Below are 26010 nucleotides of genomic sequence, written 5' to 3'. Positions count from 1 at the left end.
TTGGCTGCGCCGCGGCCGCCCTCGCCATGTTGCCGACCGCGGCGATGGTCCATAAGATGTGGCGGAACCGGCAAGCGAACAACAAACGTAGATAGTCGGACCAATATCATGACGCTCTGCCGTCCAACGCGGCGGCGCGGATCAAGAGAGTGCTGATGGCGAAAATTTCCCTGATCGTGAATGGCAATCCCGTCACCGCGAACGTCGACCCGCGCACCTTGCTGGTGCAGTTCCTGCGCGAAAATCTGCGGCTCACCGGCACCCATGTCGGCTGCGACACCTCGCAATGCGGCGCCTGCGTGGTGCATCTCGACGGCAAAGCGGTGAAGTCCTGCACCACGCTCGCGGTGATGGCCGACGGCCACAGCGTCACCACGATCGAGGGGCTCGCCGCCGACGGCGCGCCGCTGCATCCGATGCAGGAAGCGTTTCGCGAGCATCACGGGCTGCAATGCGGGTTCTGTACCCCGGGCATGATCATGACCGCGGTCGATCTGGTGCATCGCAAGGGCCATGACCTCAGCGATCACACCATTCGCGAAGAGCTCGAAGGCAATCTGTGCCGCTGCACCGGCTATCAGAACATCGTCGAATCGATCGCCGCCGGGGCCAAGGCGATGGGCAATTCCGATCTGACGTAACTCTGTCCGCTGCAGCGTCGCAAGCGATCCCGAGGACCTCATGTACGAATTCAAATATCATCGCCCGGCGACCGTGCGGCAGGCCGCGAATATCCTGCTCAAGAACGAGGACGCCAAGCTGATCGCCGGCGGCCACACGCTGCTGCCGGTGATGAAGCAGCGCCTCGCGGCGCCGCCGCATCTGGTCGACCTGTCGCATGTCGAGGGGCTCGACGGCATCGAGATCAAGGGCCGCTCTCTGGTGATCGGCGCCACCGCCAAGCACGCCGACGTCGCGGCTTCCGCAATCGTCGGCGAGGCGATCCCGGCCTTGGCTGAACTCGCCTCGCTGATCGGCGATCCGGCGGTGCGCCACAAGGGCACGATCGGCGGTTCGCTCGCCAACAATGATCCGACCGCGGACTATCCGGCGGCGGTGCTGGCGCTCGGCGCCACCATCGTCACCAACAAGCGCAAGCTGAAGCCGGAGGAGTTCTTCCAGGGGCTGTTCACCACCGCACTGGAGCCGGACGAAATCATCACCAAGGTCTCGTTCCCGATTCCGAAGAAGGCCGCCTACATCAAGTTCCGCAATCAGGCGTCGCGCTACGCGCTGGTCGGCGTGTTCGTCGCCAAGCGGCCGTCCGACGTCCGCGTCACCGTGACCGGCGCCGGCTCCGAGGGCGTATTTCGCGTCACCGCCTTCGAGGAGGCGCTGAAGAAGCGTTTTTCGCCGAAGGCGCTGGACGGCATCCACGTCGACGCCGACGGCCTCAATAGCGACCTGCACGGCAGCGCCGAATATCGCGCGCATCTGATCGGCGTGCTGGCGAAGCGCGCGGTCGAGGCCGCCAATGCCAAGCCGGAGAAGGAACTGCCTGAGCCCGACCCGACCCAGCCGTCGGTGGGGTAGCACGCGATGACCGCAGCCACCGCCTTGCCCGGATCCGTCGACGCCACGCTGGAGCTCTTGACCAACCAAGGCTATCTCGCCGAGCGCCAGCTTGCGACGGTGACGTATCTCGCGCTGCGCATGGGGCGGCCGCTGTTTCTCGAAGGCGAAGCCGGGGTCGGCAAGACCGAGATCGCCAAGGTGTTGGCGGCCGCACTCGACCGCAAGCTGATCCGGCTGCAGTGCTACGAAGGCCTCGATATCGCGTCCGCGGTGTACGAGTGGAACAGCGCCGCGCAGATGATCGCGATCCGGCTCGCCGAAGCCGCCGGCGACACCGACCGCGACCAGCTATCCAGCGACATCTTCGCCGAGCGCTATCTGATCAAGCGGCCGCTGCTGCAGGCGCTGCAGCCCGACGTCGCAGGAAGCCCGGTGTTGTTGATCGACGAACTCGACCGCGCCGACGAAGCGTTCGAAGCCTATCTGCTGGAAATCCTCTCCGATTTCCAGGTGACGATCCCGGAGTTCGGCACCATCAAGGCGCCGACGCCGCCGATCGTGATCGTCACCTCGAACCGCACCCGCGAGATCCACGACGCGCTGAAGCGGCGTTGTCTGTATCACTGGGTTGATTATCCCTCAGCCGAGCGCGAGCTGGCGATCGTGAAATCCCGGGTGCCGAATATCTCCGCCAAGTTGTCGCAGCAGGTGGTGCGGTTCGTGCAAGCGTTGCGCGAGCAGGATTTCTACAAATCGCCCGGCGTCGCCGAAACGCTCGACTGGGCCACCGCGCTGACCGAACTCGACGCCCGCGCGCTGACCGCGCAGGTGGTCGGCGATACGCTCGGCGCCTTGTTGAAGTATCAGGACGACATCACGCGGATGCAGGGCGACACGCTGCAGAAGGTGCTGAAGGAAGCGGTGAGCGAATAGCTGCGTTCTAAGTTAGATTTTGGGGGAATGCGGCGCATCGAGCGCGGTCTTCACCTCTCCCATGGGGAGAGGTCGGCGCGTAGCGCCGGGTGAGGGGTTGCGCCCTTTCGATAGACCGTACCCCCTCACCCCAACCCTCTCCCCATGGGAGAGGGAGCTCGCTTCCGGTGCCGTGACGCCTCGACTGACACTCGAAAGAAATTCGGACGAGTCCCATGACGATCATCGATCACCTCAATCCTCCCACCGGCATGATGGCCGACAACATCGTCGGCTTCGCCCGCGCGTTGCGCGCCGCCGGGCTGCCGGTCGGGCCGGGCGCGGTGATCGACGCGCTGAATGCGATGCAGTTGATCGAGATCGGCAATCGCGGCGATCTGTACGCCACGCTGCAGGCGATCTTCGTCAAGCGGCACGAGCACGCTCTGGTGTTCGCACAAGCCTTCGCGTTGTTCTTCCGCGCCGCCGAGGACTGGAAGCACATGCTGGATTCTATTCCGTTGCCGGACCACGCCAAGAAAAAGCTGAAGCCGGCGTCGCGCCGCGTGCAGGACGCGCTGGCGCAGCCGGCGACGCACGAGGTGCCGCAACAGCAGGAGCAGGAGTTGCGGCTGTCGGTGTCCGACAAGGAAATCCTGCAGAAGAAAGACTTTGCGCAGATGAGCGCCGCCGAGATCGCGCAGGTGACCCGCGCGATCGCGCAGATGCGGTTGCCGCAGGCCGAATTGCGCACGCGGCGCCACGCGCCGGATCAGCACGGCTTGCGGCTCGATCTGCGCCGCACGTTGCGCGGCAGCCTGCGCACCGGCGGCGACATCGTCGATATCCGCAAGCTCGGCCGCATCGACAGGCCGTCGCCGATCGTGGCCTTGCTCGATATCTCCGGCTCGATGAGCGAATACACCCGATTATTCCTGCATTTCCTGCACGCCATCACCGACGCCCGCAAGCGCGTCTCGGTGTTCCTGTTCGGCACCAGGCTCACCAACGTCACCCGCGCGCTGCGCGAGCGCGACCCCGACGAGGCGCTGGCGAATTGTTCGTCGGCGGTGGAGGATTGGGCCGGCGGCACGCGGATTTCGGCGTCGCTGCACGTCTTCAACAAGCAATGGGCGCGCCGCGTGCTGGGGCAGGGCGCCATCGTGCTGCTGATCTCCGACGGGCTGGAGCGCGAGGCCGACGCCAAGCTGTCGTTCGAGATGGACCGGCTGCACCGCTCCTGCCGGCGGCTGATCTGGCTCAACCCGCTGCTGCGGTTCGGCGGCTTCGAGGCCAAGGCGCAGGGCATCAAAATGATGCTGCCGCACGTTGACGAATTCCGCCCGGTGCATAACTTGACCTCGATGCAGGCGCTGATCGCCGCGCTGTCCGCGCCGCCGCCGGTGCATCAGCGCGCGCTGATCCGGTCCGCGGCCTGAAGAAAGAGTTCGCATGCTCAATCGCGACGACGACATTCTGCAAGCCGCCGAGGACTGGCGCAACGCTGGCCACGGCGTCGCGCTGGCGACCGTGGTCGAGACCTGGGGCTCGGCGCCGCGGCCGGCCGGCTCCAGCCTGGTGATCAACGACGACGGCACCTTTCTCGGCTCGGTGTCGGGCGGCTGCGTCGAGGGCGCGGTGGTCACCGAAGCGCTCGACGTGATCCAGAGCGGCGAGCCGAAGCTGTTGGAATTCGGCGTCGCCGACGAGACTGCCTGGCAGGTGGGCTTGTCCTGCGGCGGCACCATTCGGGTCTTCGTCGAGAAGGTCGATTAGTCGTGAAGCTTTCGACGCTGACCGAACTGAATGCCGAGCGCGCCGCGCGCCGTCCCGCCATCGTCGTCACCGACATCAGTAGCGGCGAGCAGCGGCTGGTGAAGGCCGCCGATTTCGCCGCCGATCCTTTGCGCGACGCGCTCGCCAAGCAATTGCGGATGGGCAAAAGCGGCAGCGTCGAGGTCGACGGCAAGAAACTGTTCCTCAACGTCCACGCGCCGACCGCCAAGCTCGTGATCGTCGGCGCGGTGCATATCAGCCAGGCGCTGGCGCCGCTGGCGCGCTCGCTCGGCTACGACGTCACCGTGGTCGATCCGCGCACCGCGTTTGCCAGTGTCGAACGCTTTCCCGACGTGCCGCTGATTGCCGAATGGCCGGAGCTGGCGCTGCCGCCGCTCAATGTCGATCATTACACCGCCTTCGTCGCGGTGACGCACGATCCGAAGATCGACGATCCGGCGCTGTTGCACGCCTTCGCCCGCGATTGTTTCTATATCGGCGCGCTCGGCTCGAAGAAGACCCACGCCCGACGCGCCGATCGCTTGAAGGCGCAGGGCGCCAGCGATTCCGACATCGCGAAAATTCACGCCCCGATCGGGCTTGCGATCGGCGCGGTGTCGCCGTCGGAGATCGCGGTTTCGATCATGGCGGAAATCACCGCGACGCTGCGGCTGCCGAAAGCGAGCGCGTCGTGAAGTTCGGCCCGGTCGCCCCGGCTGATGCGATCGGCGGCGTCACCGTGCATACGCTGCGCCGGGGCGCGCTGCTGTTGAAGAAAGGCACGCTGATCGGCGATGCCGAGGTGGCCGCGCTCACCGCGGCCGGCGTCAACGAGATCGTCGTGGTGCAGCTTGAGCAAGGCGACGTCTCCGAGGACGTCGCCGCGGCCAGTGTCGCGGAGGCGGTGGCGGGCGAGGGCGTCACCGTCGAGCGCGCCTTCACCGGCCGCGCCAATCTGTTCGCCGCACAAGCCGGCGTGCTGGTGGTCGATCGCGAGGTGGTCGATCGCATCAACCGGGTCGACGAGGCGATCACCTTTGCGACGCTGGCGGCGTTCAAGCCGGTGGTCGAGGGCGAGATGATCGCCACCGTGAAGATCATTCCGTTCGGCGTTGCAGGAAGCCTGCGCGACGCTGCGGTGGCGGCGGCACACGGCGGCGCGCTGACCATCGCGCCGTATCGGATCAAGCGCGTCGGCGTGGTGTCGACGCTGCTGCCGGGCTTGGCGCCGAAGGTGATCGACAAGACGCTGCGGGTCACCGCCGAGCGCTTGGCGCCGGCCGGCGCAAGTATCATCGCAGAGCGCCGCGTGGCGCATGACGAGATCGCGCTGGCAGCGGCGATCGAGGAATTGCTCAAGCTCGGCGCCGAACTGGTGATCGTGTTCGGCGCCTCGGCGATCGCCGACCGCCGCGACGTCATCCCGGCGGCGATCGACCGGATCGGTGGCAGCATCGCGCATTTCGGCATGCCGGTCGATCCCGGCAATCTGTTGCTGATCGGGCAAGCGCAGGACGTGCCGGTGCTGGGCGCCCCGGGCTGCGCGCGGTCGCCGGTGGAGAACGGCTTCGACTGGGTGCTGATGCGATTGCTCGCCGGCCTTGCGGTGAGCCGCGAGGACATCACCGGGCTCGGCGTCGGCGGGCTGTTGATGGAAATCGTGACGCGGCCGCAGCCGCGCGTGCCGGTCGATGCCGAGACTAGCCGCCGGGTCGCGGCGATTATTCTCGCCGCCGGCCGCTCGACCCGGATGGGCGGGCCGAACAAATTGCTGGCTGAACTGAACGGCACGCCGCTGGTGCGAATCGTCGTCGAACAGGCGCTGGCCTCGAAAGCCACCGACGTCATCGTTGTCACCGGCCATCAGGCCGACAAGGTCGAAGCCGCGCTCGGCGGGCTCAAGATTCGCGTGGTGCACAATCCGGATTTTGCGCAAGGCCTCGCCTCATCAGTGAAAACCGGCATCGCCGCGGTGCCGGCGGCGTCCGACGGCGCCGTGGTCTGCCTCGGCGACATGCCGCTGGTCGATGCGCGGTTGCTGGATCGGCTGATCGAGGCGTTCGCGCCGGATCGCGGCGCGCTGATCGCGGTGCCGGTCAGCGATGGCCGGCGTGGCAACCCGGTGCTGTGGTCGCGGCGGTTCTTTGCCGAACTGATGACGCTGGACGGCGACATCGGCGCCCGTCACCTGATCGCCAAGCACAGCGAAGCGGTCGCCGAAGTAACCGTCGACGGCGCCGGCGCCTTCCTCGACATCGACACCCCGCAAGCCTTGGAAGACGCCCGCCGCGGCTGAGCGGTCGGCCTTCGGGCTTTGTTCACCAAGTTGAAACGACCCTTCGTTACAGTCCGCGGCATTGACCTTCGGGGGAGGGGACTATGACGTTGACGGAAGCGGCGCGCTTGAGCGCGCTGGTGCTGGCTTGTGCGCTACTGATCGCAGAGCTGTTGCTGATCACGCCGTCGCAGGCGGCCGGCGCCTTTGCGATCGGCAGATGCGGCGCCTATGGCCAGGCGTTCGACTATCCGGTCGAGAGCGCGGCGATCACCGCGGCGCGCAAGCAATGCAAGGGCAACTGCACCACGGTGACGATGAAGCGCGCCTGCGCCGCGCTGGCGGTGGATATGAAGAACCCGTGCGGTCCTTATGGCTACGCGGTGAAGCCGAAGATTTCCTCGTCGCTCAACGAAGCCACCCGCAAGTGCTACGAGTTCGGCGGCAAGCAATGCGTGATCCGGGCCTGGGTCTGCGACGCCAAAGGGTGAGCGGCGACGATGGCTATTGCCGGAGCAGCACGCCGATCCGGCCATAGCCGCCGCGGCGCGCAAAACCGTCTTCCAGATAGCCTATGGCGGCGGACCATTCCAAAGCGTCGAAGCGCACCCCGGTGACGTGCAGACCTACGCGGTATTGCCGGCTGTAATCGTCGCGGAACGCCGACGCTTCCGGGCCGACCCAGGCTTGGTCGAACAGCCGCCAGCCCGCGGCGATCCGCCCGCCATAGCCGCCGCCGCGCGTGGTCAGCGACAGCGAGGTCGCGAGCATCAATTCCGGCGTCGGCTGCCACCAGGTCTCGGCGGCGGCCTGCAGGCCGAGCCGGGTGCCGCGCAGCTGATCGAACCGCGACGTCGGATCGTTGTTCTCCAACGCCGGGCCGGCCATCAGCTTCAGCTCGAACTCGCCGCGTTTGATGCGGAGGCCGCCGAGGAGCGCGCCGCGAAAGATCAGCGTGCTGCTGTCGCGATAGCGTTCGAGACTGCGCGACAGCAATAGCCGGGCGAACACGCCGTCATTGTTGAGGCCACCCGGCGCCCATTGCAGCCCGCCGGAGGAGGCCAGGCTGCCGCGCCATAGATCGAAGCCGGCGAACAGCAGGACTTGCTCGGGCCGGCTGCCGCCGCTCAGCGGATCCAGCAACGGCGCGTCGATCGCGTCCTGGGCCAGCACGCCGCCGCCGCCGATCACCGCGGCCGCCACGCCCAGCACGCTTACGCCGACGCCACGCACCGAATGCCCCACTCAACTCATTCGACGACACTCCGACGATGCAATTAGAGCGTGCGGCTGGCCCAGCGTCCAGCCGGGCGAGGAGAACGATGGAGGAACGTCGGCGAAAATTCAGCGGCTCAAGCTCACCCGCTTGATCAGCGCCATCGCCGCCGCCGGCGCGCGCAGCTTGGCCTCGTGGATCACATAGGCGAACACGTCGCGCGGCTGCTTTTTCGCTTTGGTCTTGTCGACCCGCGGCAGATCGGCCGGCTCGCCGCCCTTCGCCCACAGCTGCAGCCGCTCGCTCCAGGCGTCGAGCGCCTTCGGCGGATAGCCGGTTTTCACCGTCTCCTTGCCCTTCTGCAGCCGGGCATAGACGAAGTCGCCGGTGAGGTCGGCGATCGCCGGATAGGTGGCGTGTTCCGAGAACACCACCGGGACCCGATGCTGGCGCAACAGGCCGATAAACTCAGGCACGCAGAAACTGTCGTGCCGGACCTCCACCACATGGCGAAGCGCGTGGCCGTCCAACTGCCGCGGCAGCAGGTCGAGGAACCGGGCGAAGTCGTCGGCGTCGAATTTCTTGGTCGGCGCGAATTGCCACAGCACTGGCCCCAGCCGGTCGCCCATTTCCAGCACCCCGGAGTGATAGAACCGATCGATGCTGTCGCCGGCCTCCGCCAGCACCTTGCGGTTGGTGACGAAGCGCGGCCCCTTCAGCGCAAACACGAAGCCGTCCGGAACCTCGCGCGCCCATTTGCGGAAGCTTTCCGGCTTCTGTGAGCCGTAGAAGGTGCCGTTGATCTCGATCGAGGTCAGTTGCGAGGCGGCGTAGCCGAGTTCTTTGGCGTGCGGCAGCTTATCGGGATAAAATACCCCGCGCCACGGCGCGAAGGTCCAGCCGCCGACGCCGATGTGGATTTTGCCTGCCATCGCAGCTGCCCCTTGCGGATTGTCCGGGTCGTCCCCATCTAGCTTGTAACGGCGACGTCGATGCTTCACAGCATCCGGCGCTGGAACGACCACAGAATAATCAGGGAGCGCCGGATGTACGCGCACCTGTTGTTCGTGGTCGTTAGCATTTTGGGGCCGATTTTGCCGGTCCTCACGGGTTTGACCACCCGATTCCCCCTGAATTTCCTGCACAAGATCTCGTAAGACAGGTCAGGGGCCGCCTTGGCATCGTCCGGCGCCGCAGATATATGCTGGCGCCATGAATGAAACCGTCAGACCGAGCAGCGCGACGCAACCGCAGATCCAAGGCCCGCTGCAGTTGTCCGTCATCGTACCGACCTTCAACGAACGCGACAATGTGACACCGCTGTTCCAGCGGCTGCAGGTCGCGCTGGCGGGCATTGCCTGGGAGGCGGTGTTCGTCGACGACAACTCGCCCGACGGCACCAGCGACGTGGTGCGGGCGCTGGCTGCCGGCGACTCCCGGGTGCGCTGCATCCGGCGGATCGGCCGGCGCGGGCTGTCCGGCGCCTGTATCGAAGGCATCCTGGCCTCCAGCGCGCCCTATGTGGCGGTGATCGACGCCGATCTGCAGCACGACGAAACCCAATTGGCGAAGATGCTCGGGCTGCTGCAGGCCGGGCAGGCCGATCTGGTGATCGGCAGCCGCTACATCGAGGGCGGCAGCGCCGACAGTTTCAACAAGCATCGCGCCGGCGCCAGCGCGCTGGCGACCGAAGTGGCGAAGCGGGTGCTGCGGATCGACGTCGCCGATCCGATGAGCGGATTCTTCATGATCCGGCGCGAGCGCTTCGAGCAATTGGCGCCGCAATTGTCCACCCAGGGCTTCAAGATCCTGCTCGACGTCATCGCCACCGCGCACGGCGCGCTGCGCATCGTGGAAATTCCCTATACCTTTGCCAGCCGCCTGCATGGTGAGAGCAAGCTCGACTCCATGGTGATGCTGGATTTCCTCGGCCTGGTGCTGGCGAAATTCACCAACGACATCGTGTCGCTGCGCTTCCTGTTGTTCGCGATGGTCGGTTCGATCGGCCTGGTGGTGCATTTCGTCGGGCTGTACGTGTCGCTGGAAGTGCTGCCGGTGCCGTTCGCGGAATCCCAGGGCATCGCCGCGCTGCTGGCCATGACCAGCAACTTCCTGCTCAACAACTTCCTGACCTACCGCGACCAGCGGCTGAAGGGCGCGCGGATTCTGCGCGGACTGTTGCTGTTCTATCTGGTGTGTAGCGTTGGCCTGCTCGCCAATGTCGGCGTCGCCTTCTCGGTCTACAACCAGCAGCCGATCTGGTGGCTGGCGGGGGCGGCCGGCGCGCTGATGGGCGTGGTGTGGAACTACGCGATGTCCGGGCTCTTCGTCTGGCGAAAGCGATGATCGTCGCATGACCGACGCGCGGCTCGTGCGGACCACTGCGCTGATCGTCGTCGGCCTGGTGGCGCTGCGGCTGGTGGTCGGCGCGGTGACGCCGCTGACCTTCGACGAAGCCTATTACTGGATGTGGTCGAAGCATCTGGCCGCCGGCTATTACGATCACCCGCCGATGGTGGCGCTGGTGATCCGGCTCGGCACGCTGATCGGCGGCGACACCGCGTTCGGCGTCCGCGTGGCGTCGATCCTGCTCGGGCTGCCGATGAGCTGGGCGGTGTTTCGCTCGGCCGAAATGCTGTTCCACGACCGCCGCATCGCCGCCACCGCAACCGTGCTGCTGAACGCCACGCTGATGGCCGCCGCCGGCACCACCATCGTCACCCCCGACGCGCCGCTGTTGGTGGCCTCGAGCTTCGTACTGTATTTTCTCGCCAAGGTGCAGTCGACCGGGCGCGGCGCGTGGTGGCTCGGCGTCGGCGCCGCGGTCGGTGCGGCGCTGGTGTCAAAATACACCGCGATGTTTTTCGGCCCGGTGATCCTGATCTCGCTGCTGGCGGTGCCGCAGCTGCGGCACTGGCTGCGCTCGCCTTGGCCGTATCTCGGCGGGCTGCTCGCGCTGGTCATCTTCGCGCCGGTGATCGTCTGGAATGCCGATCACCAATGGGTGTCGTTCATCAAGCAGCTCGGACGCGCCCGCATCGAGAGCTTCAAGCCGGCCTATCTCGGCGAGTTGCTGCCGACCCAGTTCGTGCTGGCGACGCCGCTGGTGTTCGTGCTCGGCGCACACGGGCTCTACGTGCTGTGGCGCCGCGACGGCGGCGCCTTGGCGTCGCGCGCGCTGCTCAATGCGACGGTCTGGATCATCTTCGGCTATTTCGTCTGGCACGCCTTCCACGCCAGGGTCGAGGCCAATTGGCTGAGCCCGATCTATCCGGCGTTTGCGATCGCCGCCGCGGTGGCGGTGCATCGCGTCGATTGGCCGCCGCTGACGCGGCGCGTGATCGGGTTCTGCACGCGCTGGGCGGCGCCGACCGGGGTGGCTCTGTTCGTGGCGGCGGCGGTGCAGGCCAACACCGGCTTGCTGACCGGCTTTCGCCGCGACGCCACGGTGCGCACCGTGGGCGTCGGCGTGGCGCAGATGGTTTCCGAGATCGAAGCGGTGCGGGTGCGGGTCGGCGCCGGCTGCGTGCTGGCCGACGACTACGGCACCACCGCCTGGCTCGCCTTCTATCTGCCGCAGGGCAGCTGTGTGGCGCAACGCAACCAGCGGCTGCGCTGGGTCAACGCGCCCGAGCCGGACCGCGCCTTGCTCGCCGGCAAGCTGTTGCTGGTCGGAGAAACCAACGCTTCCGAGCTGCCGGATCTCAAGGCCGGCTTCGGCCGCATCGAAAAGGTCGGCGAAGTCACCCGCCGCCGCGGCCCGCTGGTGGTCGACGTCGTAGAGTTGGACCTGCTGGAGGGCGCCCGCGGCGATGTGTTCGATCGCCGGCCGCCGCCGTATTGACCGCGCGGCCGAGCGCTGCGGTTCTGACTTTAGTCTAATCGCGCTGGCCATCGCGAGCGGCGAAAAGCTCACAATCGCGCCGGGTTTGTGCTAGAGGCAGGCCGCTTCGTTCGCCCTCACGCGCTGTTCGCGCGGCCAAGAAATGCACCCTAACCACATGAGTATGACGATGACCGGACCGGTCTTGATCGTGGGAGCCGGACACGCCGGCTTTCAAGTCGCCGTATCGCTGCGCCAGGCCAAATTCGCCGGCCGCATCGTGCTGATCAACGACGAGAAACATCTGCCCTATCAGCGGCCGCCGTTGTCGAAAGCCTATCTGAAGGGCGAGGGCGCGCCGGATTCGCTAATGTTCCGGCCGGAAAAATTCTTCGTCGATCAGACCATCGAGCTGGTCTCCGACCGCGCGGTGTCGATCGACCGCGCCGCGCGCAAGCTGTTGCTCGCCTCCGGCCAGTCGCTCGACTACGGCCACCTGGTGATCGCCACCGGCGCGCGCAACCGGCTGCTCGACGTGCCCAATTCGACGCTCGAGGACGTGCTTTATCTGCGCACGATGGACGAGAGCGAGTTGGTGCGGCAGCGGATGCCCACGCGCAAGCACGCGGTGGTGATCGGCGCCGGCTTCATCGGCCTGGAATTCGCCGCCACCGCGCGCTCCAAGGGGCTCGAGGTCGACGTGCTCGAACTGGCGCCGCGGGTGATGTCGCGCGCGGTGACGCCGGAGATTTCCGCCTACTTCCACGACCGCCACACCGCGGCCGGCATCCGCATCCATTACGGCGTGCGCGCCACCGAGATCGAAGCCAAGGACGGCAAGGTGAGCGGCGTCAGCCTGTCCGACGGCCGCCAGATCGACGCTGACCTGATCGTGGTCGGCGTCGGCGTCATTCCCAATGTCGAACTCGCCGCCGCCGCCGAACTGCCGACCGCCTCCGGCGTCATCGTCAACGAGCAGCTATTGACCGCCGATCCCAACATCTCGGCGATCGGCGATTGCGCGCTGTTCGCCAGCGAGCGGTTCGGCGAGTTGATGCGGCTGGAATCGGTGCAGAACGCCACCGACCAGGCGCGCTGCGTCGCCGCGCGACTGACCGGCGAGGCCAAGACCTATGACGGCTATCCGTGGTTCTGGAGCGACCAGGGCGACGACAAGCTGCAGATCGCCGGGCTCACCGCCGGCTTCGATCAGGTGGTGGTGCGCGGCAGCGTCGCCGAGCGCTCGTTCTCGGCGTTCTGCTACAAGGACGGCAAGCTGATCGGCATCGAATCGGTCAACCGCGCCGCCGATCACGTGTTCGGCCGCAAGATGCTGCCGACCGGCCGCTCGATCACGCCGGAGCAGGCGGTCGATCTCAGCTTCGACCTGAAGAAGGCGCTGGCCTAAGCGCCGGCCGGCGCGCCTCTGCCGCGAGGGCAGAGGCGCGGCCGCCGCTACGCCGTCGCGGCGAATTCCCGCTGCACCGCGCCGATGTCCGCCAGCGTCGGCAGGCCGGCTTCGTTGCCGAGATGCTGGATCTTGAAGGTCGAAGCGGCGCGGGCGAATTCGAAGTGCTGCTGCCAGCTCTTCTCCGGGCTGGTCAGATAGGAGAACACGTAGGCGCCGTGAAACACGTCGCCGGCGCCGTTGGTGTCGAGCACGCGTGCGTGCGGGATCGACAGCGCAGGCAGCGTGCGCACCGCGCCGGTCTCGTCGTACCAGAGCAGCCCGCGCTCGCCCTGCGTGACGCCGCCGACCTTGCAGCCGCGGCTCTTCAGATAATCCAGCATCGCCTCCGGGCTCAGATTCATCTGCTCGCAGAGCCGCTCGGCGACAATCGCGACGTCGATGAACTGCAACAGCTCATGGGTGTTGGAACGCAAGCCGCCGCCGTCGAGCGAGGTCAGGATGCCGGCCTCGCGGCACAGCTGGGCGTAATGGATCGCGGCGTCGGGCTGGTGGCCGTCGACATGCAGCGCGCGGCATTCACCGAGATTGAGCACCGGAAAAGGGTGGATATGCTCGTCGTCGCGGCAGCGCACGATGGCGCGCTTGCCGTCCTTCGGCATGATGAACGACAGCGACGAGGTCTTGACCTTGCGCGGGTGCACCGAGATGCCGTACTTCGCCGTCATGTCCTGAAACATCCGGCCGAGCCAGTCATTGGCCACGGTGGCGATCACGTCCGGCTCGATGCCGAGCTTGGCGCAGCAGAATGCCGCGGTGACGGCGTTGCCGCCGAACGACACCGCATAGTCGGAAGCCACGTGTTTTTCGTCGCCGGTCGGCATGTGGTCGGTGATGAAGGTGACGTCGATGTAGGTTTGTCCGATAAAGAGAGCCTGCATAAGTGATCCGGAATTGACTGTGGGTTGTTTCGGCCCCTGGGGACTGACGGCGATCGCCTCTGTTACACTACCATTGGTTACGTTGGTATATCGCTGAAAATTTCCGCAGCGCGTGATCGCAGCTGCTGCAGTCGGGCAGCGCGGAATCGACGGCACCTCGGAAAGGGCACAACTGGACAATGGCGTTTGACGCGAGAGCAGCCCACCCGCACGGCGGGCCGGAGCGATGTTCTTTTGCGCCGCGGGGCGCCGAGCGAGGATGTCGTGCTCCGGCCAGCGCGCACGGTCGGGTTGCGGCCGTGCCGTCGGCGTTGAAACCGGCAGCGTCACCGAATCGTAAATCACAGGCGCTAAAGGAGCTGCAGGAACGATCACAACTTAGTGCGCTGCAGCATTCGGCTTGACTTCATTTTAGGTGAGTGCTTACTCACAAGATGAGCACGTTGCGAATGACGAGTGATTTGCGCCGGGAGTTGATCCTGAGCGCGGCGAAGCGCTGTTTCGCCCGCCATGGCTTCGCCGGGACCACGACCAAGAGCGTCGCTGCGGCCGCGTCGATTTCGGAAGGCTTGCTGTTCAAGCATTTCCCGACCAAGTCGGCGCTCTACGCGGAAATTCTGGCGGAGGAATGCGAGGCCGCCCCGACGATGCACGGGCTGCTCGGGCGGGAGCCGTCGACGCAGACGCTGGTGGTGCTGGTTCGCGGCATGGTCAGGCATTTTCTGACCGTCAACGACGTGCCCGACAAGGAAGATGCACAACGGTTAAGGCTGATGTTGAGCAGTCAGCTCAGCGACGGCGAATTTGCCAGACTTCTTTACCAGAAAGTAGGAGCTCTGATAGGACCAGTGTTCACGGCTTCTTTGGAACGGGCGGTGGCGTCGGGCGAGGCCTCGCGGGTGGGGCAGCAGCCGTTGAACCTGTTCTGGTTCGCCCACCACACCGTCTTGATGGCGGGGCTGTCGCGGTTGCCCGCGACGCCGTGTCTCGCCTACGAGAAGGCCGTCGATCTCGAGCGGCAGATAAGTGAATTTATCCTGCGCGGCATTGGACTGAACGAAGCGGCGATCGCCGCGCATATGGATCGTGATATGCCGGAAAGCGAATGGCGACCGGCACCGGCAGAAAGTGCATGACATGACGATTGCTGCAGACTCGCCAAATTCGGCGCGAGCCGTCGAGGAAAAGCCGCGCCCGCGTCCGGTGCGGATGACGCGGTGGTTCATCATCGTCGGCGTCTTGCTGGCGCTCCTGGTCGGCGGCATCGTCGGCTTCAACGCGTTCCGCAATCACATGATCGCGCAGTTCTTCGCCAACAATAAGCCGCCGCCGACCACGGTCACCGTGGCCGAGGCGAAATCTCAGGTGCTGCCGAATCTGCTGACCGCGGTCGGCGAGCTCGCCGCCGTGCATCAGGTCAACGTCACCTCCGACGTCAACGGCCGCATCACCAATATCATGTTCACCGCGGGTGCCGTGGTGAAGGCGGGCAGCCCGCTGGTGCAATTGTTCGACGAGCCGGACCGCGCCGACCTCGCCAGCTTCAAGGCGCAGGCCACCGTCGCGCAATTGTCGCTCGATCGCGCCAAGCAACTGGCGTCGCGCCAGTTCGGGCCGCAGGCCACGGTGGATTCCGCGCAGGCGGCGTTCGACCAGGCCAATGCCGGCATCGCCAAGACCGAAGCGATCATATCGCAGAAGCTGGTGCGCGCGCCGTTCGACGGCGTGCTCGGCGTCCGCCACGCCGAAGTCGGGCAGTTTCTCACCGCCGGCACCCAGATCGTGACGCTGACCGATCTGTCGGCGGTGTATGCCAACTTCACCGTGACCGAGAAGGATTCCGGCACGCTCAAGGTCGGGCAGGTGGTTCGGGTGGCGGTCGACGCCTATCCGGGCAAGGTGTTCGAAGGCAAGATCACCACCATCGAGCCGCAGATCAACACCGACACCCGCAACATCCGGGTGCAGGCGACGATCGACAACCCCGACCACATCCTGAAGCCCGGCATGTTCACCACCACCACGGTGGTGCTGCCGGACAAGCCGGCGGTGGTCACCGTTCCGGAGACCGCGGTCGACTACACGCTGTATGGCGACGCGGTCTATCTGATCACGCCGAAGAAAGCCGAGGACGGCACCGAGAGCCTGACCGCGGTGCGCACCTTCGTCCGCACCGGCGATCGCTCCAACGGCCAGGCGGTGATCCAGAGCGGGCTGAAGCCCGGCGACCGCGTGGTCGCGGTCGGCCAATTGAAGCTGCAATCCGGCGCCGCGGTGGCGATTTCGACCGATCCCGCGCCGCAGATTCCGGCGGCACCGCCGCGCAACTAACTCGGGCCCGGACCAGGCCGATCGCCTGGTCCGGCCTCGATCAAGCCACACGAGATCAATCCGGGTGCCGGTCAGCGGTGGCCGGATTCCCAGCACGATGCTGCGTCGCCGGGCCGACCGATCCGGTTCGACCGATGACGCTTAAGGAGCACCAGCGATGGCTATCACCGATATCTTCATCAAGCGGCCGGTGCTGTCGCTCGTGGTCAGCCTGCTGATCCTGCTGATCGGCTTCAAGGCGGCGACCAGCCTGCCGATCCGGCAGTATCCGAAGCTGTCGAACACCGTGGTGACCATCACCACCACCTATCCGGGCGCCTCGCCCGAACTGATGCAGGGCTTCATCACCACGCCGATCGAGCAGGCGGTGGCCGCCGCCGAGGGCGTCGACTACATGACCTCGTCCTCGACCCAGGGCCAGAGCCTGATCTCGGTCTACATCAAGCTCAACGTCGACCCCAACCAGGCGCTGACCGAGGTGCTGTCCAAGGTCAATTCGGTCAAGTACCTGATCCCGAAGGAAGCCAACGACCCGGTGATCCTGAAATCCACCGGCCAGACCACCGCGGTGATGTATATCGGCTTCGCCAGCGACGAGCTGTCGGGGTCGGCGATTTCCGACTATCTCACCCGCGTGGTGCAGCCGATCATGTCGACGGTCGACGGCGTGTCCTCCGCCGATATTCTCGGCGGCCAGACCTTCGCGATGCGGATCTGGCTCGATCCGGTGCGGATGGCGGGCCGCGGCGTGTCGCCGGATGACATTGCGGCGGCGATCCGCGCCAACAACTTCCAGTCCGCGGCGGGACAGACCAAGGGCTATTTCATCGTCTCCAACGTCACCGCCAACACCGACCTGCAGAACGTCGAGCAGTTCAAGCGGATGACGGTGAAGGCCAAGGACGGCGGCTTCGTGCGGATGGAGGACGTCGCCACCGTCGAGCTCAGCGCGCAGAGCACCGACGCCAGCGTCGCCTTCTCCGGCGAACACGCGATCTTCATCGGCGTGCAGGCGACGCCGCAGGGCAACCCGCTCAACATCGTCACCGGGGTGCGCAAGCTGTTCCCGGAGATCGAGCGCAACCTGCCGCCGTCGCTGACGATGAAGGTGGCCTATGATTCCACCAAGTTCATCCGCTCCTCGATCGATGAGGTGGAAAAGACGCTGATCGAGGCGATCGGCATCGTCGTGGTGGTGATCTTCCTGTTCCTTGCCTCGTTCCGCTCGGTGATCATCCCGGTGGTCACGATTCCGCTGTCGCTGATCGGCGTCTGCAGCCTGATGATGGTGATGGGCTTCAGCATCAATCTGCTGACGCTGCTGGCGATGGTGCTGGCGATCGGTCTGGTGGTCGACGACGCCATCGTGGTGGTGGAAAACATCCATCGCCATCTGGAGGAGGGCAAGAGTCCGGTCCAAGCATCATTGCAAGGTGCCCGTGAAATCGTCGGCCCGGTGATCTCGATGACCATCACGCTGGCGGCGGTGTACGCGCCGATCGGCTTCCTCGGCGGCTTGACCGGCTCGCTGTTCCGCGAATTCGCCTTTACGCTCGCAGGTTCCGTGATCGTGTCCGGCGTGATCGCGTTGACGCTGTCGCCGATGATGTGCTCGGTGCTGCTGCGGCCGCACGATCAGAGCTGGTTCGGCAAGAAGGTCGACGCGGTGTTCAGCGCCTGCACGCGCTGGTACGGCCGCCAGCTCGACCGCTCGCTGGACTATCGTCCGGTCACCGCGCTGTTCGCAGTCGCGATCCTGTTCCTGGTCGGCTTTCTGTACCAGAACACGTCCAAGGAGCTGGCGCCCGAAGAGGACCAGGGCATCCTGTTCGCGGTGGTCAAGGCGCCGAAATACGCCAACATCGACTACACCGATTTCTACGGCGACAAGCTCGACAAGGTGTTCGCGAAATATCCGGAGACCGATCTGCGCTTCGTGATCAACGGCACCTCGGGTCCCAGCAACGGCATCGCCGGCATGCTGCTGAAGCCGTGGGACGAGCGCACCCGCTCCTCGACCAAGCTGAAGCCGCTGGTGCAGGCCGACCTCAGCAAGATCGAGGGGGTCAGCGCCTTCGCCTTCAACCTGCCGGCGCTGCCGGGCGGGCCGGGCGGTCTGCCGATCCAGATGGTGATCAACTCCACCAACGGCTTTCAGTCGGTCTATGAGGAAATGGTCAAGCTGAAGGACGCCGCGCGCAAGAGCGGGTTGTTCATCGTCGCCGACAGCGATCTCGATTTCAATCAGCCGGTGGTGCGGGTCAAGATCAACCGCAACAAGGCCAACGATCTCGGCATCAACATGAGCGCGATCGGCAGTACGCTGGCGACACTGCTCGGCGGCAACTATACCAACCGCTTCAACCTCGAGGGCCGCTCCTATCAGGTGATCCCGCAGGTGCCGCGCGCGCTGCGGCTGGCGCCGGAATCGCTGGACAATTACTATGTTCCCACCGCGACCGGCCAGCAGGTGCCGCTGTCGACGCTGGTGACGGTGGAGACCGCCACCGATCCCAACGCGCTGACGCATTACAATCAGCTCAACTCCGCCACCTTCCAGGCGGTGCCGATGCCCGGCGTCACCGTCGGCCAGGCGGTCGACTTCCTGGAGACGCAGGCCAAGAACCTGCCGTCCGGCTTCGGCCACGACTATCTGGCTGACGCCCGGCAGTACGTCCAGGAGGGCAACCAGCTCGCGATCACCATGGGCTTCGCGCTGATCATCATTTTCCTGGTGCTGGCGGCGCAGTTCGAAAGCCTGCGCGATCCGCTGGTGATCCTGATCAGCGTGCCGATGGCGATCTCGGGCGCGCTGATCCCGTTGTTCTTCGGCGTCGCCACCATCAACATCTACACCCAGGTCGGACTGTTGACGCTGATCGGCCTGATCAGCAAGCACGGCATCCTGATGGTGGAGTTCGCCCGCGAATTGCAGCTCAAAGAGGGGCTCGATAAACGCTCGGCGATCGAAATGGCGGCGCGGGTCCGGCTGCGGCCGATCCTGATGACGACGGCCGCCATGGTCACCGGCCTGTTGCCGCTGTTGACCGCGTCGGGCGCCGGCGCCGCCAGCCGGTTCTCGATCGGCCTCGTCGTGGTGTCGGGGATGTCGATCGGCACGTTGTTCACGCTGTTCGTGCTGCCGGCGGTGTATGTGGCGATCGGCACCGATCACCGCGCGCAGGCGGAATCCGACCGCAACAAGGAAATCGCCGAGCTCGGACTGAACCCGACCTGAGGGTGACGTCCGCCGTCGGCGGGGAATGTCATGAGCGAGCGTAAAGTCGATGTTTTGGTGCTCGGCGCCGGCGTGGTCGGCGTCAGCGCCGCGCTGCATCTGCAGCAGCGTGGCCGCGAGGTGGTGCTGGTCGACAAGCACGACCAGGCCGGCGAGGAAACCAGCTACGGCAATGCCGGGCTGATCGAATGCGCCTCGGTGTTTCCCTACATCTTTCCGCGCGATCTGCGCCATATCCTGCGCTATTCGTTGAATCGCTCCACCGACGTGCACTACCAATTGTCCGGCCTGCCGGAGTATCTGCCGTGGCTGATCCGCTACTTCCTGGCGTCGTCGCCGCAACGCTCGCTGCACAGCGCGATGGCGGCGCTGCCGCTGATCCGGCGCAGCCTCGCCGAGCATGAAGCCCTGATCGAACAGGCCGGCGTGCCGCAGCTGTTGCGCCGCACCGGCTGGATCAAGCTGTTCCGCTCCGAGGCCTCGATGGCGCGCAGCCTCCTCGAACTGGAGCGCGCGCGTGCTTACGGCGTCGATGGCGAGGTGCTCGATGCCAAGGCGATCGCCGCGCGCGAGCCCAGTCTCTCGGGGAGCTTTGCCGGCGCGATCCATTGGCCGGAGCCGGGCTTCATTCCCGACCCCGGCGCGCTGGTGAAAGCCTACGCCGCGCTGTTCCAGCGTAACGGCGGACAGTTCGGTCACGGCGACGCGCGGCTGTTGGAGCAGGATGGCGCACTGTGGCGGCTGGCGCTGGCCGATGGCACGAGCGTGGCCGCGCGCGACGTGGTGGTGGCGCTCGGGCCGTGGTCCGACCTCGTCTTCCGCAAGCTCGGCTATCGCATCCCGCTTGGCTTCAAGCGCGGCTATCACCAGCACTTCGTGCCGCGCGGCAACGCCGTGCTCGGTCATCCGGTGCTGGATTCCGACCGCGGCTATCTGCTGGCGCCGATGAACAAAGGCATTCGCCTCACCACCGGCGCGGAGTTCGCGCGCCGTGACGCGCCGCCGTCGCCGGTGCAGATCGCGCGCGCGACGCCGCTCGCCCGCGAGCTGTTCCCGCTCGGCGAGGCGATCGAGCCGACGCCGTGGATGGGCGCGCGGCCGTGCCTGCCCGACATGCTGCCGGTGCTCGGCGCCGCGCCGCGCCACCCCGGATTATGGTTCGACTTCGGCCATCAGCATCATGGTCTCACGCTCGGCCCCGCCACCGGGCGATTACTGGCGGAGCTGATCACTGGCGAACAACCGTTCGCCGATCCCAAGCCGTTCTCGGTCGAACGCTTCGCCTGAGCGGCGCGGATCTGAGATCACTTGCATCGCGGCGGTTGTCGCGGTGATACTGCTCGCGCCGTTCGGGCCGGTTCGCAGAGCGGCGATCAAAGCAGTCAGGAGCGGAAATGAAAGTCAATGTCGAGATCGATTGCACGCCACTGGAAGCCCGGCAGTTCTTCGGTCTCCCCGACGTGCAGCCGATGCAGGTTGCGGTGATGGACAAGCTGCAGCAACAGATGACGGCCAACATCGACAAGGTCTCGCCCGAAGCGCTGATGCAGAGCTGGTTCACCTTCGACCCGAAGCTCGCCGAGCGGTTTCAAGACATGTTCGTGACGATGACCGGGCTCGGCGGCATGACCAAAGACAAGAAGTAGCAGCGAGGTTCATCAGGCGCGATGCCCACGCAATCGACGCCGCCGCTCCGTCCCCCCGGCCTCGGCCTGTTGCTGGCCGAGGCGCGCAGCGTGCTCGAGCTGAACGCCAGCCTGCTGCTGGCGCCGGTGCTGATGCAGGCGCCGAAGGGCGATGGCCATCCGGTGCTGGTGCTGCCGGGGCTGCTGGCGAGCGATCTGTCCACCGCGCTGCTCCGCCGCTTCCTGAAACGTCTCGGCTACCACAGCTTCGCCTGGGGGCTCGGCCGCAACGTCGGCGGCGTCTATGCCATGCGCGCCAAGCTCGACGAACGGCTGCGCCGGATCCACGATCTCACCGGCCGCAAGGTCAGCCTGGTCGGCTGGAGCCTCGGCGGCGTCTATGCCCGCGATCTCGCGCTGCATCGTCCGGAGCTGGTACGCAGCGTCATCACGCTCGGCAGCCCGTTCGCGCGCGATCTCACCGCCACCAACGGCCGATGGGTGTACGAACGACTGTCCGGCGAAAGCCTCGACAATGTCGCGGCGGCGGATCTGCAGGCTTTGGCCGGCGCGCTGCCGGTGCCGACCACCTCGATCTATTCGCGCGGCGACGGTATCGTGAACTGGCGCACCAGCGTGTTGCAGCCGTCGGCCACCGCGGAGAATATCGAGGTCTGTCTCGCCAGCCACATCGGGCTCACGGTGAATGCCGCGGTGCTGTGGGCGGTCGCCGACCGCTTGGCGCAGCCGGAGGGCAGCTTTCAGCCATTTGGTCGCGGCGGTCCCTTTGCCATTGCGTATGCGCCCGCTGCGCAGGCAAAGTAATCGCTCACGCGCCTGAAGGTGCGACCAAACAACCGAGCCGGGAGGAGTTGCGATGATCGAGATGCCGCCGCTGCAATTTGCATCGAGCAACGGAATCCGCATGGGTTACTACGAGGCCGGCCCGGCCTCGGACGCGCCGCCGCTGGTGCTGTGTCACGGCTGGCCGGAGCTGGCGTTTTCCTGGCGGCACCAGATCAAGGCGCTCAGCGAGGCCGGCATCCGGGTGATCGCGCCGGACCAGCGCGGGTTCGGCGTCACCGATCGGCCGGAGCCGATCGAGGCCTACGACATCGAGCACCTCACCGACGACCTGGTCGGGCTGCTCGATCATCTCAAAATCGACAAGGCGATTTTCGTCGGCCACGACTGGGGCGGCTTCGTGGTCTGGCAGATGCTGCTGCGGCATCCGACCCGGGTCGCGGGCGTGGTCGGCATCAACACCCCGCACACCGCGCGGCCGCCGGTCGATCCGATCGCGATCCTGCGCAAGCGGTTCGGCGACAGCATGTACATCGTGCAGTTTCAGGATCGGACGGGCGAGCCGGACAAGATCTTCGACAGCCGGGTGGAGCAGACCTTCGACGTTTTCATGAAAAGGCCGCAGCCGCGCAAAGATAGCGCGGCCGCCGACGGCGACGCGGCGAAACCCAATCTGGCGTTTCCGCAGATGGTCGCGGCCTATGACGCCAGCCGCGACACCCGCGAGCCGATCCTGTCGCCGGAGGAAAAGCAGGTGTTCGTCGATGCGTACAGCACCACCGGCTTCACCGGCGGCATCAACTGGTATCGCAACATGACGCGCAACTGGCAGCGCTCCGCCGAGCTCGATCTCACCGTGCGGGTGCCGTCGCTGATGATCATGGCCGAGGACGACGCGGTGCTGCCGCCGTCGGCCGCCGACGGCATGGAAAAGCTGGTGCCGGATCTGGAAAAATATCTGGTGCGCGACTGCGGCCACTGGACCCAGCAGGAGAAGCCAGATGAAGTCAGCGCCAAGCTGATCGAATGGCGGCGCCGCCGGTTCGGCTGACCACCATCGGCGGTGATACAGCATTAACTCCAACCTCGGCGTTATCCTGAGAGTCTGACTGAAAAAGCGATCAATGAAATCAGGCATTCAACTCGTCATTGCGAAGAACTCTTGCGGCGAAGCAATCCAGGGCAACGCACCCCGCAAAAAAAACGCGCGGATAGCAATCCCCGCGTTTTCGCCGTCGCTTACTATCACCGCGTCCTCGCTCACGAGGGGCGCTTCTCGAGGGCGCTCATGAGGCGGAGCGAGGATGCGGTGTCCTGCGCGCGCGGTTCGCACCCGCAAGCCCGGGACGCCCCGGGTCGCCGTCCGGGCCTACTACGGGGCTCTGCCACTTGCTGGTTGGCTGGACGCGGGACAGGTGAAGGCGGGGGAAAGCCCGCCGGATCGGCGGTGCGGAGTGCATCGCGCCTGTCCCCGGAAGCACGGTCCTGGGGTCGACAAATCCCGCGATGGAGCGCCGCAAGGCGTGCGCGGTCCGCTCCGCTGCCTCGCCGGCAGCGTCGGGCCGCGCCCCACAATCACGGTTGCGCCTTGCGGCGCTCCGTCCCCCTCACCTGGCGAGGGGGAAACGACCTGGACCCGCTCGCGCAACATCTTGCGCGAGGACGCCGGCGCGTGGGCTGATCGTTATCGGACGTGGCTGTTTGAGAATTTGCATGACGATGGATGGCCCAGGCGCGAGACGCGTCGCCTGAAGCGCTTGACGCAAGCCGAGCGCGTCATCCGGAATGGCTGACCGAACAACCGATCAATGATATTCGGCGCTCCCCCGTCATTGCGAGGACGTGGTCAGAGAGCGCCTCAGGATCACCCCGCTTTTGTCCCAAGCGCGTGCTTGGTGATCGCGTCGATGATGGTGCGCCACATCGGCATCGGCAGGGCGTGGCCCATGCCGTCGATCAGCAGCCACTTGGCGCCGGGGATCGACGCCACGGTGTCCTTGCCGGCCGCCGGGCGCACCAGCGGGTCGACGCTGCCGTGGATCACCAGCGTCGGCGCCTTGATCTGACGCAGCCGCGGCTTGCGATTGCCCGACGCCAGCACCGCGCGGAGCTGCCGCGCCACGCCGGCCGGATTGAGCCCGCGCGCGAAGCTGCGCTCGGCGCGCTCGCGGTCTTTGGCCTCGTCCTGCGGAAAGTGGCCGACGCGCAGCACCTTCCAGGTCTGCGCGAAGCGCGCGATGTAAGCCTCGCGCGTGGTCGGCGGCGGCGCCATCAGCATCGCGGCGGCCTCGCGGGTCGGGTAGGGCAGCCGCGGATTGCCGGTGGTCGACATGATCGAAGTCAGCGTTCGCACCCGCTCCGGATGCAGGATCGCGATTTCCTGGGCGATCATGCCGCCCATCGAGGCGCCGACGATATGCGCCGACGCGATGTCGAGCGCATCGAGCAGGCCGACCACGTCGTTGGCCATGTCCTGCAGCCGATACGGTGCTGCGATCGGAATGTGCAGGAAGCGCTGCTTGAACAGCTCGGTCATGGTGAGGCGTTTTTCGCCGGCGAATTTCGTGGAATGGCCGATGTCGCGGTTGTCGAAACGGATCACCCGAAAGCCGCGGTGCGCGAGCTGTTGGCAGAACTCATCGTCCCACAGGATCATCTGGGCGCCGAGCCCCATGATCAGCACCAAGGGTTCGGCGTCGGCGGCGCCGAAGATTTCGTAGCAGAGTTCGATACCGTTGGCCTTGGCGAGTTGCGGCGGCTGATGCGGAACGTCGGTCACCGATACCTCCTGATTGCGCGGAAAATCTAACGCAGGACTGGCTCGCGCAGAAGCCGCGTGCTGACGCACCACCGCAACGATATTGACCGCGCCAGCACAACCGTATCGAATGATCCACAGGGGCTCACGGGCCACCGCCGTCCACCGAGGGAGCCGCGAATGGCCAAAGCCAGCGACCCGACCGAATTGTGGCGCACCATGCTCGGCGAGATGTCAAAGGGATTCCAATCTTTCGCCAATCAGGCGTTGACGTCGCCCGAATTCAACAAAGTGATCACCGACGTCGGCGGCGTCTCCGCGGAGGCGCAGAAGCAGGTCGGCGAGCTGATGGAGCGCTATCTGGTCGGCCTCAACATGCCGAGCCGCGCCCAGCTCACCGATTTCGGCGCCCGGCTCGAGGCGATCGAAACCCAGCTGCATGAAATCACGCAGCTGCTGCGCCAGATGCAGGCGCATCCTGAACCTCCGTTGCCGCCGGCGGCGAAACCGCCGCCTCGCAAACGGCCGCCCAACCGTTCGGCCTGAGCGCGCGCGGCCACAAAGGGGGCCGGAGCGCAACATTGCCATTGCGTGCATCGTGGATGGATTTCACGCAAATGTGAATGACGCACTGCACCATCTATGTTGCGATGCACCATTAACCATGAGATAACCCAGTTGCCCCGGGGACACTCAGTCGGGGAAGAACAACCATGGCTCAAATACGAGGATGGAAGCCCCATGAACGATCAAACCCAGACGTTTCACGAACATGAGGCGCGCTCCGACACTTCGGTGCTGGATAGCGTCAACCAGGCCTTCTCTCCGGTCACCGACGCGCTGAAGAACATCCAGAATCTGGACGTTCCGGAAGCCACCCGCGACTTCGTCAAGCGGGCCGCCGGCACCGCCAAGGAAAAGGCCGCCGACATCCACGCCGGCTCCGAGAAGGTCACCGCCGTGATCGAAACCGCGGTGTCGAATTCGGTCGCCGAAGCCGCCAAGATCAGCCGCAACATCCAGCACGCGATCTATCAGGACACCGAAGCGTTCTTCGCGGGCATCGACAAGCTCGCCTCCGCCAAGTCGCTCAACGAGGTGGTGCAGATCCAGTCCGAGCTGGTTCGCTCGCAGGGTGAGGCCCTGATCGCGCGCGCTAAGTCGACCACCGAATATCTCGGCAAGCTGGTCACCGATAGCACCCGCACCGCGCAGGACAATCTCACCAAGATCTACAACAAGAGCAACTGAATCGCTTTCTCTTCGACCTCTCCGAGACTGCTCAAGGCCCGCACCCGCGGGCCTTTTGTTTGTCGCGATCACCACCGCGTCACGCGCATCGGAACCGGCATCGCAGAGCTGGAAAGCGTGCGGAAAACCTCACAGGA

General features: G+C 65.8%; 24 protein-coding genes. 20 read left to right on the top strand and 4 right to left on the bottom strand.

What is annotated here, in order from left to right:
- The first annotated feature begins 155 nt into the window (after window positions 1–155).
- From HNR60_RS16775 to HNR60_RS16740, 8 genes are all read left to right on the top strand, one after another.
- Complete coding sequence (locus HNR60_RS16775) at window positions 156–641, top strand: (2Fe-2S)-binding protein (RefSeq protein ID WP_184259532.1); 486 nt, start codon at window positions 156–158, stop codon at window positions 639–641.
- Window positions 642–681: 40 nt separating this feature from the next.
- Window positions 682–1533 carry an FAD binding domain-containing protein gene (locus HNR60_RS16770; protein ID WP_184259530.1) on the top strand — a complete coding sequence of 284 codons (852 nt, stop codon included), beginning with the start codon at window positions 682–684 and terminating at the stop codon, window positions 1531–1533.
- Between the two features lie 6 nt (window positions 1534–1539).
- On the top strand, window positions 1540–2448 hold the full coding sequence (locus HNR60_RS16765; RefSeq protein ID WP_184259528.1) for an AAA family ATPase: 909 nt from the start codon (window positions 1540–1542) through the stop codon (window positions 2446–2448).
- Window positions 2449–2663: 215 nt separating this feature from the next.
- Entirely contained in the window at window positions 2664–3866 is a 1203-nt protein-coding gene (locus HNR60_RS16760; protein WP_184259526.1) for a vWA domain-containing protein, read from the top strand.
- A gap of 13 nt (window positions 3867–3879) precedes the next feature.
- Window positions 3880–4203, top strand: coding sequence for an XdhC family protein (locus HNR60_RS16755; RefSeq protein ID WP_184259524.1), 324 nt, complete (start codon window positions 3880–3882; stop codon window positions 4201–4203).
- Window positions 4204–4205: 2 nt separating this feature from the next.
- Window positions 4206–4898, top strand: coding sequence for an XdhC family protein (locus tag HNR60_RS16750; protein ID WP_184259522.1), 693 nt, complete (start codon window positions 4206–4208; stop codon window positions 4896–4898).
- On the top strand, window positions 4895–6499 hold the full coding sequence (locus HNR60_RS16745; protein WP_184259520.1) for an NTP transferase domain-containing protein: 1605 nt from the start codon (window positions 4895–4897) through the stop codon (window positions 6497–6499). Before HNR60_RS16750 ends, HNR60_RS16745 begins: the two co-directional genes overlap by 4 nt.
- Window positions 6500–6582: 83 nt before the next feature.
- On the top strand, window positions 6583–6969 hold the full coding sequence (locus HNR60_RS16740) for a DUF4189 domain-containing protein (protein ID WP_184259518.1): 387 nt from the start codon (window positions 6583–6585) through the stop codon (window positions 6967–6969).
- Window positions 6970–6982: 13 nt separating this feature from the next.
- Here the strand turns inward: HNR60_RS16740 and bcsS are convergent, their stop codons facing one another.
- Entirely contained in the window at window positions 6983–7711 is a 729-nt protein-coding gene (bcsS, locus tag HNR60_RS16735) for a cellulose biosynthesis protein BcsS (protein WP_347339352.1), read from the bottom strand.
- Window positions 7712–7822: 111 nt separating this feature from the next.
- Window positions 7823–8626: a DUF72 domain-containing protein gene (locus tag HNR60_RS16730; protein WP_184259514.1), complete on the bottom strand. Its 804-nt coding sequence runs from the start codon at window positions 8624–8626 to the stop codon at window positions 7823–7825.
- Window positions 8627–8906: 280 nt separating this feature from the next.
- Between HNR60_RS16730 and HNR60_RS16725 the strand changes: the two genes are divergently transcribed.
- From HNR60_RS16725 to HNR60_RS16715, 3 genes are all read left to right on the top strand, one after another.
- Window positions 8907–10040 (top strand): glycosyltransferase, encoded by a 1134-nt coding sequence (locus HNR60_RS16725; protein ID WP_184259512.1) that lies wholly within the window; start codon window positions 8907–8909, stop codon window positions 10038–10040.
- A 7-nt stretch (window positions 10041–10047) separates the two neighbouring features.
- Window positions 10048–11538, top strand: a complete 1491-nt coding sequence (locus tag HNR60_RS16720) for a glycosyltransferase family 39 protein (protein ID WP_184259510.1) — start codon at window positions 10048–10050, stop codon at window positions 11536–11538.
- A gap of 169 nt (window positions 11539–11707) precedes the next feature.
- On the top strand, window positions 11708–12925 hold the full coding sequence (locus HNR60_RS16715) for an NAD(P)/FAD-dependent oxidoreductase (RefSeq protein WP_184259508.1): 1218 nt from the start codon (window positions 11708–11710) through the stop codon (window positions 12923–12925).
- A 47-nt stretch (window positions 12926–12972) separates the two neighbouring features.
- On the opposite strand, the gene HNR60_RS16710 is transcribed toward HNR60_RS16715, so the two are convergent.
- Window positions 12973–13866 (bottom strand): sugar kinase, encoded by an 894-nt coding sequence (locus HNR60_RS16710; protein ID WP_184259506.1) that lies wholly within the window; start codon window positions 13864–13866, stop codon window positions 12973–12975.
- Between the two features lie 434 nt (window positions 13867–14300).
- On the opposite strand from HNR60_RS16710, the gene HNR60_RS16705 reads away from it, so the two are divergent.
- The 7 genes from HNR60_RS16705 (at window position 14301) to HNR60_RS16675 (ending at window position 22915) form a co-directional block, all read left to right on the top strand.
- Complete coding sequence (locus tag HNR60_RS16705) at window positions 14301–15002, top strand: TetR/AcrR family transcriptional regulator (protein WP_184259504.1); 702 nt, start codon at window positions 14301–14303, stop codon at window positions 15000–15002.
- 1 nt (window position 15003) lies between these two features.
- Window positions 15004–16197: an efflux RND transporter periplasmic adaptor subunit gene (locus HNR60_RS16700; RefSeq protein WP_184259502.1), complete on the top strand. Its 1194-nt coding sequence runs from the start codon at window positions 15004–15006 to the stop codon at window positions 16195–16197.
- A 157-nt stretch (window positions 16198–16354) separates the two neighbouring features.
- Window positions 16355–19435 (top strand): multidrug efflux RND transporter permease subunit, encoded by a 3081-nt coding sequence (locus HNR60_RS16695; protein WP_184259500.1) that lies wholly within the window; start codon window positions 16355–16357, stop codon window positions 19433–19435.
- Between the two features lie 30 nt (window positions 19436–19465).
- On the top strand, window positions 19466–20722 hold the full coding sequence (locus tag HNR60_RS16690; RefSeq protein ID WP_184259498.1) for an NAD(P)/FAD-dependent oxidoreductase: 1257 nt from the start codon (window positions 19466–19468) through the stop codon (window positions 20720–20722).
- A 107-nt stretch (window positions 20723–20829) separates the two neighbouring features.
- On the top strand, window positions 20830–21081 hold the full coding sequence (locus tag HNR60_RS16685) for a DUF6489 family protein (RefSeq protein ID WP_184259496.1): 252 nt from the start codon (window positions 20830–20832) through the stop codon (window positions 21079–21081).
- A 21-nt stretch (window positions 21082–21102) separates the two neighbouring features.
- On the top strand, window positions 21103–21885 hold the full coding sequence (locus HNR60_RS16680) for an esterase/lipase family protein (RefSeq protein ID WP_184259494.1): 783 nt from the start codon (window positions 21103–21105) through the stop codon (window positions 21883–21885).
- Window positions 21886–21937: 52 nt separating this feature from the next.
- Complete coding sequence (locus tag HNR60_RS16675; protein WP_184259492.1) at window positions 21938–22915, top strand: alpha/beta fold hydrolase; 978 nt, start codon at window positions 21938–21940, stop codon at window positions 22913–22915.
- Window positions 22916–23728: 813 nt separating this feature from the next.
- Here HNR60_RS16675 and HNR60_RS16670 read toward each other — a convergent pair.
- Window positions 23729–24643 (bottom strand): alpha/beta fold hydrolase, encoded by a 915-nt coding sequence (locus HNR60_RS16670; protein ID WP_184259490.1) that lies wholly within the window; start codon window positions 24641–24643, stop codon window positions 23729–23731.
- 159 nt (window positions 24644–24802) lie between these two features.
- On the opposite strand from HNR60_RS16670, the gene HNR60_RS16665 reads away from it, so the two are divergent.
- Both HNR60_RS16665 and HNR60_RS16660 read left to right on the top strand, forming a co-directional pair.
- Window positions 24803–25168 carry a hypothetical protein gene (locus HNR60_RS16665; RefSeq protein WP_184259488.1) on the top strand — a complete coding sequence of 122 codons (366 nt, stop codon included), beginning with the start codon at window positions 24803–24805 and terminating at the stop codon, window positions 25166–25168.
- Window positions 25169–25363: 195 nt separating this feature from the next.
- Window positions 25364–25873 carry a phasin gene (locus HNR60_RS16660; protein ID WP_184259486.1) on the top strand — a complete coding sequence of 170 codons (510 nt, stop codon included), beginning with the start codon at window positions 25364–25366 and terminating at the stop codon, window positions 25871–25873.
- Window positions 25874–26010: the final 137 nt, after the last annotated feature.

Source organism: Rhodopseudomonas rhenobacensis, from assembly GCF_014203125.1.
Classification (GTDB): Bacteria; Pseudomonadota; Alphaproteobacteria; order Rhizobiales; family Xanthobacteraceae; genus Rhodopseudomonas_A; species Rhodopseudomonas_A rhenobacensis.
The sequence above is the reverse complement of the archived record's forward strand: the minus strand, read 5'-3'. Positions and strand labels throughout refer to the sequence as shown.

What these genes read in the sequence shown, in the direction of transcription:
- HNR60_RS16685 (WP_184259496.1), top strand. Translation starts at nt 20,830, where the DNA reads ATGAAAGTCAATGTCGAGATCGATTGCACGCCACTGGAAGCCCGGCAG.
- HNR60_RS16715 (WP_184259508.1), top strand. Translation starts at nt 11,708, where the DNA reads ATGACCGGACCGGTCTTGATCGTGGGAGCCGGACACGCCGGCTTTCAA.
- HNR60_RS16755 (WP_184259524.1), top strand. Translation starts at nt 3,880, where the DNA reads ATGCTCAATCGCGACGACGACATTCTGCAAGCCGCCGAGGACTGGCGC.
- HNR60_RS16720 (WP_184259510.1), top strand. Translation starts at nt 10,048, where the DNA reads ATGACCGACGCGCGGCTCGTGCGGACCACTGCGCTGATCGTCGTCGGC.
- HNR60_RS16725 (WP_184259512.1), top strand. Translation starts at nt 8,907, where the DNA reads ATGAATGAAACCGTCAGACCGAGCAGCGCGACGCAACCGCAGATCCAA.
- HNR60_RS16675 (WP_184259492.1), top strand. Translation starts at nt 21,938, where the DNA reads ATGATCGAGATGCCGCCGCTGCAATTTGCATCGAGCAACGGAATCCGC.
- HNR60_RS16665 (WP_184259488.1), top strand. Translation starts at nt 24,803, where the DNA reads ATGGCCAAAGCCAGCGACCCGACCGAATTGTGGCGCACCATGCTCGGC.
- HNR60_RS16705 (WP_184259504.1), top strand. Translation starts at nt 14,301, where the DNA reads ATGAGCACGTTGCGAATGACGAGTGATTTGCGCCGGGAGTTGATCCTG.
- HNR60_RS16770 (WP_184259530.1), top strand. Translation starts at nt 682, where the DNA reads ATGTACGAATTCAAATATCATCGCCCGGCGACCGTGCGGCAGGCCGCG.
- HNR60_RS16730 (WP_184259514.1), bottom strand. Translation starts at nt 8,626, where the DNA reads ATGGCAGGCAAAATCCACATCGGCGTCGGCGGCTGGACCTTCGCGCCG.
- HNR60_RS16765 (WP_184259528.1), top strand. Translation starts at nt 1,540, where the DNA reads ATGACCGCAGCCACCGCCTTGCCCGGATCCGTCGACGCCACGCTGGAG.
- HNR60_RS16660 (WP_184259486.1), top strand. Translation starts at nt 25,364, where the DNA reads ATGAACGATCAAACCCAGACGTTTCACGAACATGAGGCGCGCTCCGAC.
- HNR60_RS16760 (WP_184259526.1), top strand. Translation starts at nt 2,664, where the DNA reads ATGACGATCATCGATCACCTCAATCCTCCCACCGGCATGATGGCCGAC.
- HNR60_RS16695 (WP_184259500.1), top strand. Translation starts at nt 16,355, where the DNA reads ATGGCTATCACCGATATCTTCATCAAGCGGCCGGTGCTGTCGCTCGTG.
- HNR60_RS16690 (WP_184259498.1), top strand. Translation starts at nt 19,466, where the DNA reads ATGAGCGAGCGTAAAGTCGATGTTTTGGTGCTCGGCGCCGGCGTGGTC.
- HNR60_RS16700 (WP_184259502.1), top strand. Translation starts at nt 15,004, where the DNA reads ATGACGATTGCTGCAGACTCGCCAAATTCGGCGCGAGCCGTCGAGGAA.
- HNR60_RS16740 (WP_184259518.1), top strand. Translation starts at nt 6,583, where the DNA reads ATGACGTTGACGGAAGCGGCGCGCTTGAGCGCGCTGGTGCTGGCTTGT.
- HNR60_RS16680 (WP_184259494.1), top strand. Translation starts at nt 21,103, where the DNA reads ATGCCCACGCAATCGACGCCGCCGCTCCGTCCCCCCGGCCTCGGCCTG.
- HNR60_RS16710 (WP_184259506.1), bottom strand. Translation starts at nt 13,866, where the DNA reads ATGCAGGCTCTCTTTATCGGACAAACCTACATCGACGTCACCTTCATC.
- HNR60_RS16775 (WP_184259532.1), top strand. Translation starts at nt 156, where the DNA reads ATGGCGAAAATTTCCCTGATCGTGAATGGCAATCCCGTCACCGCGAAC.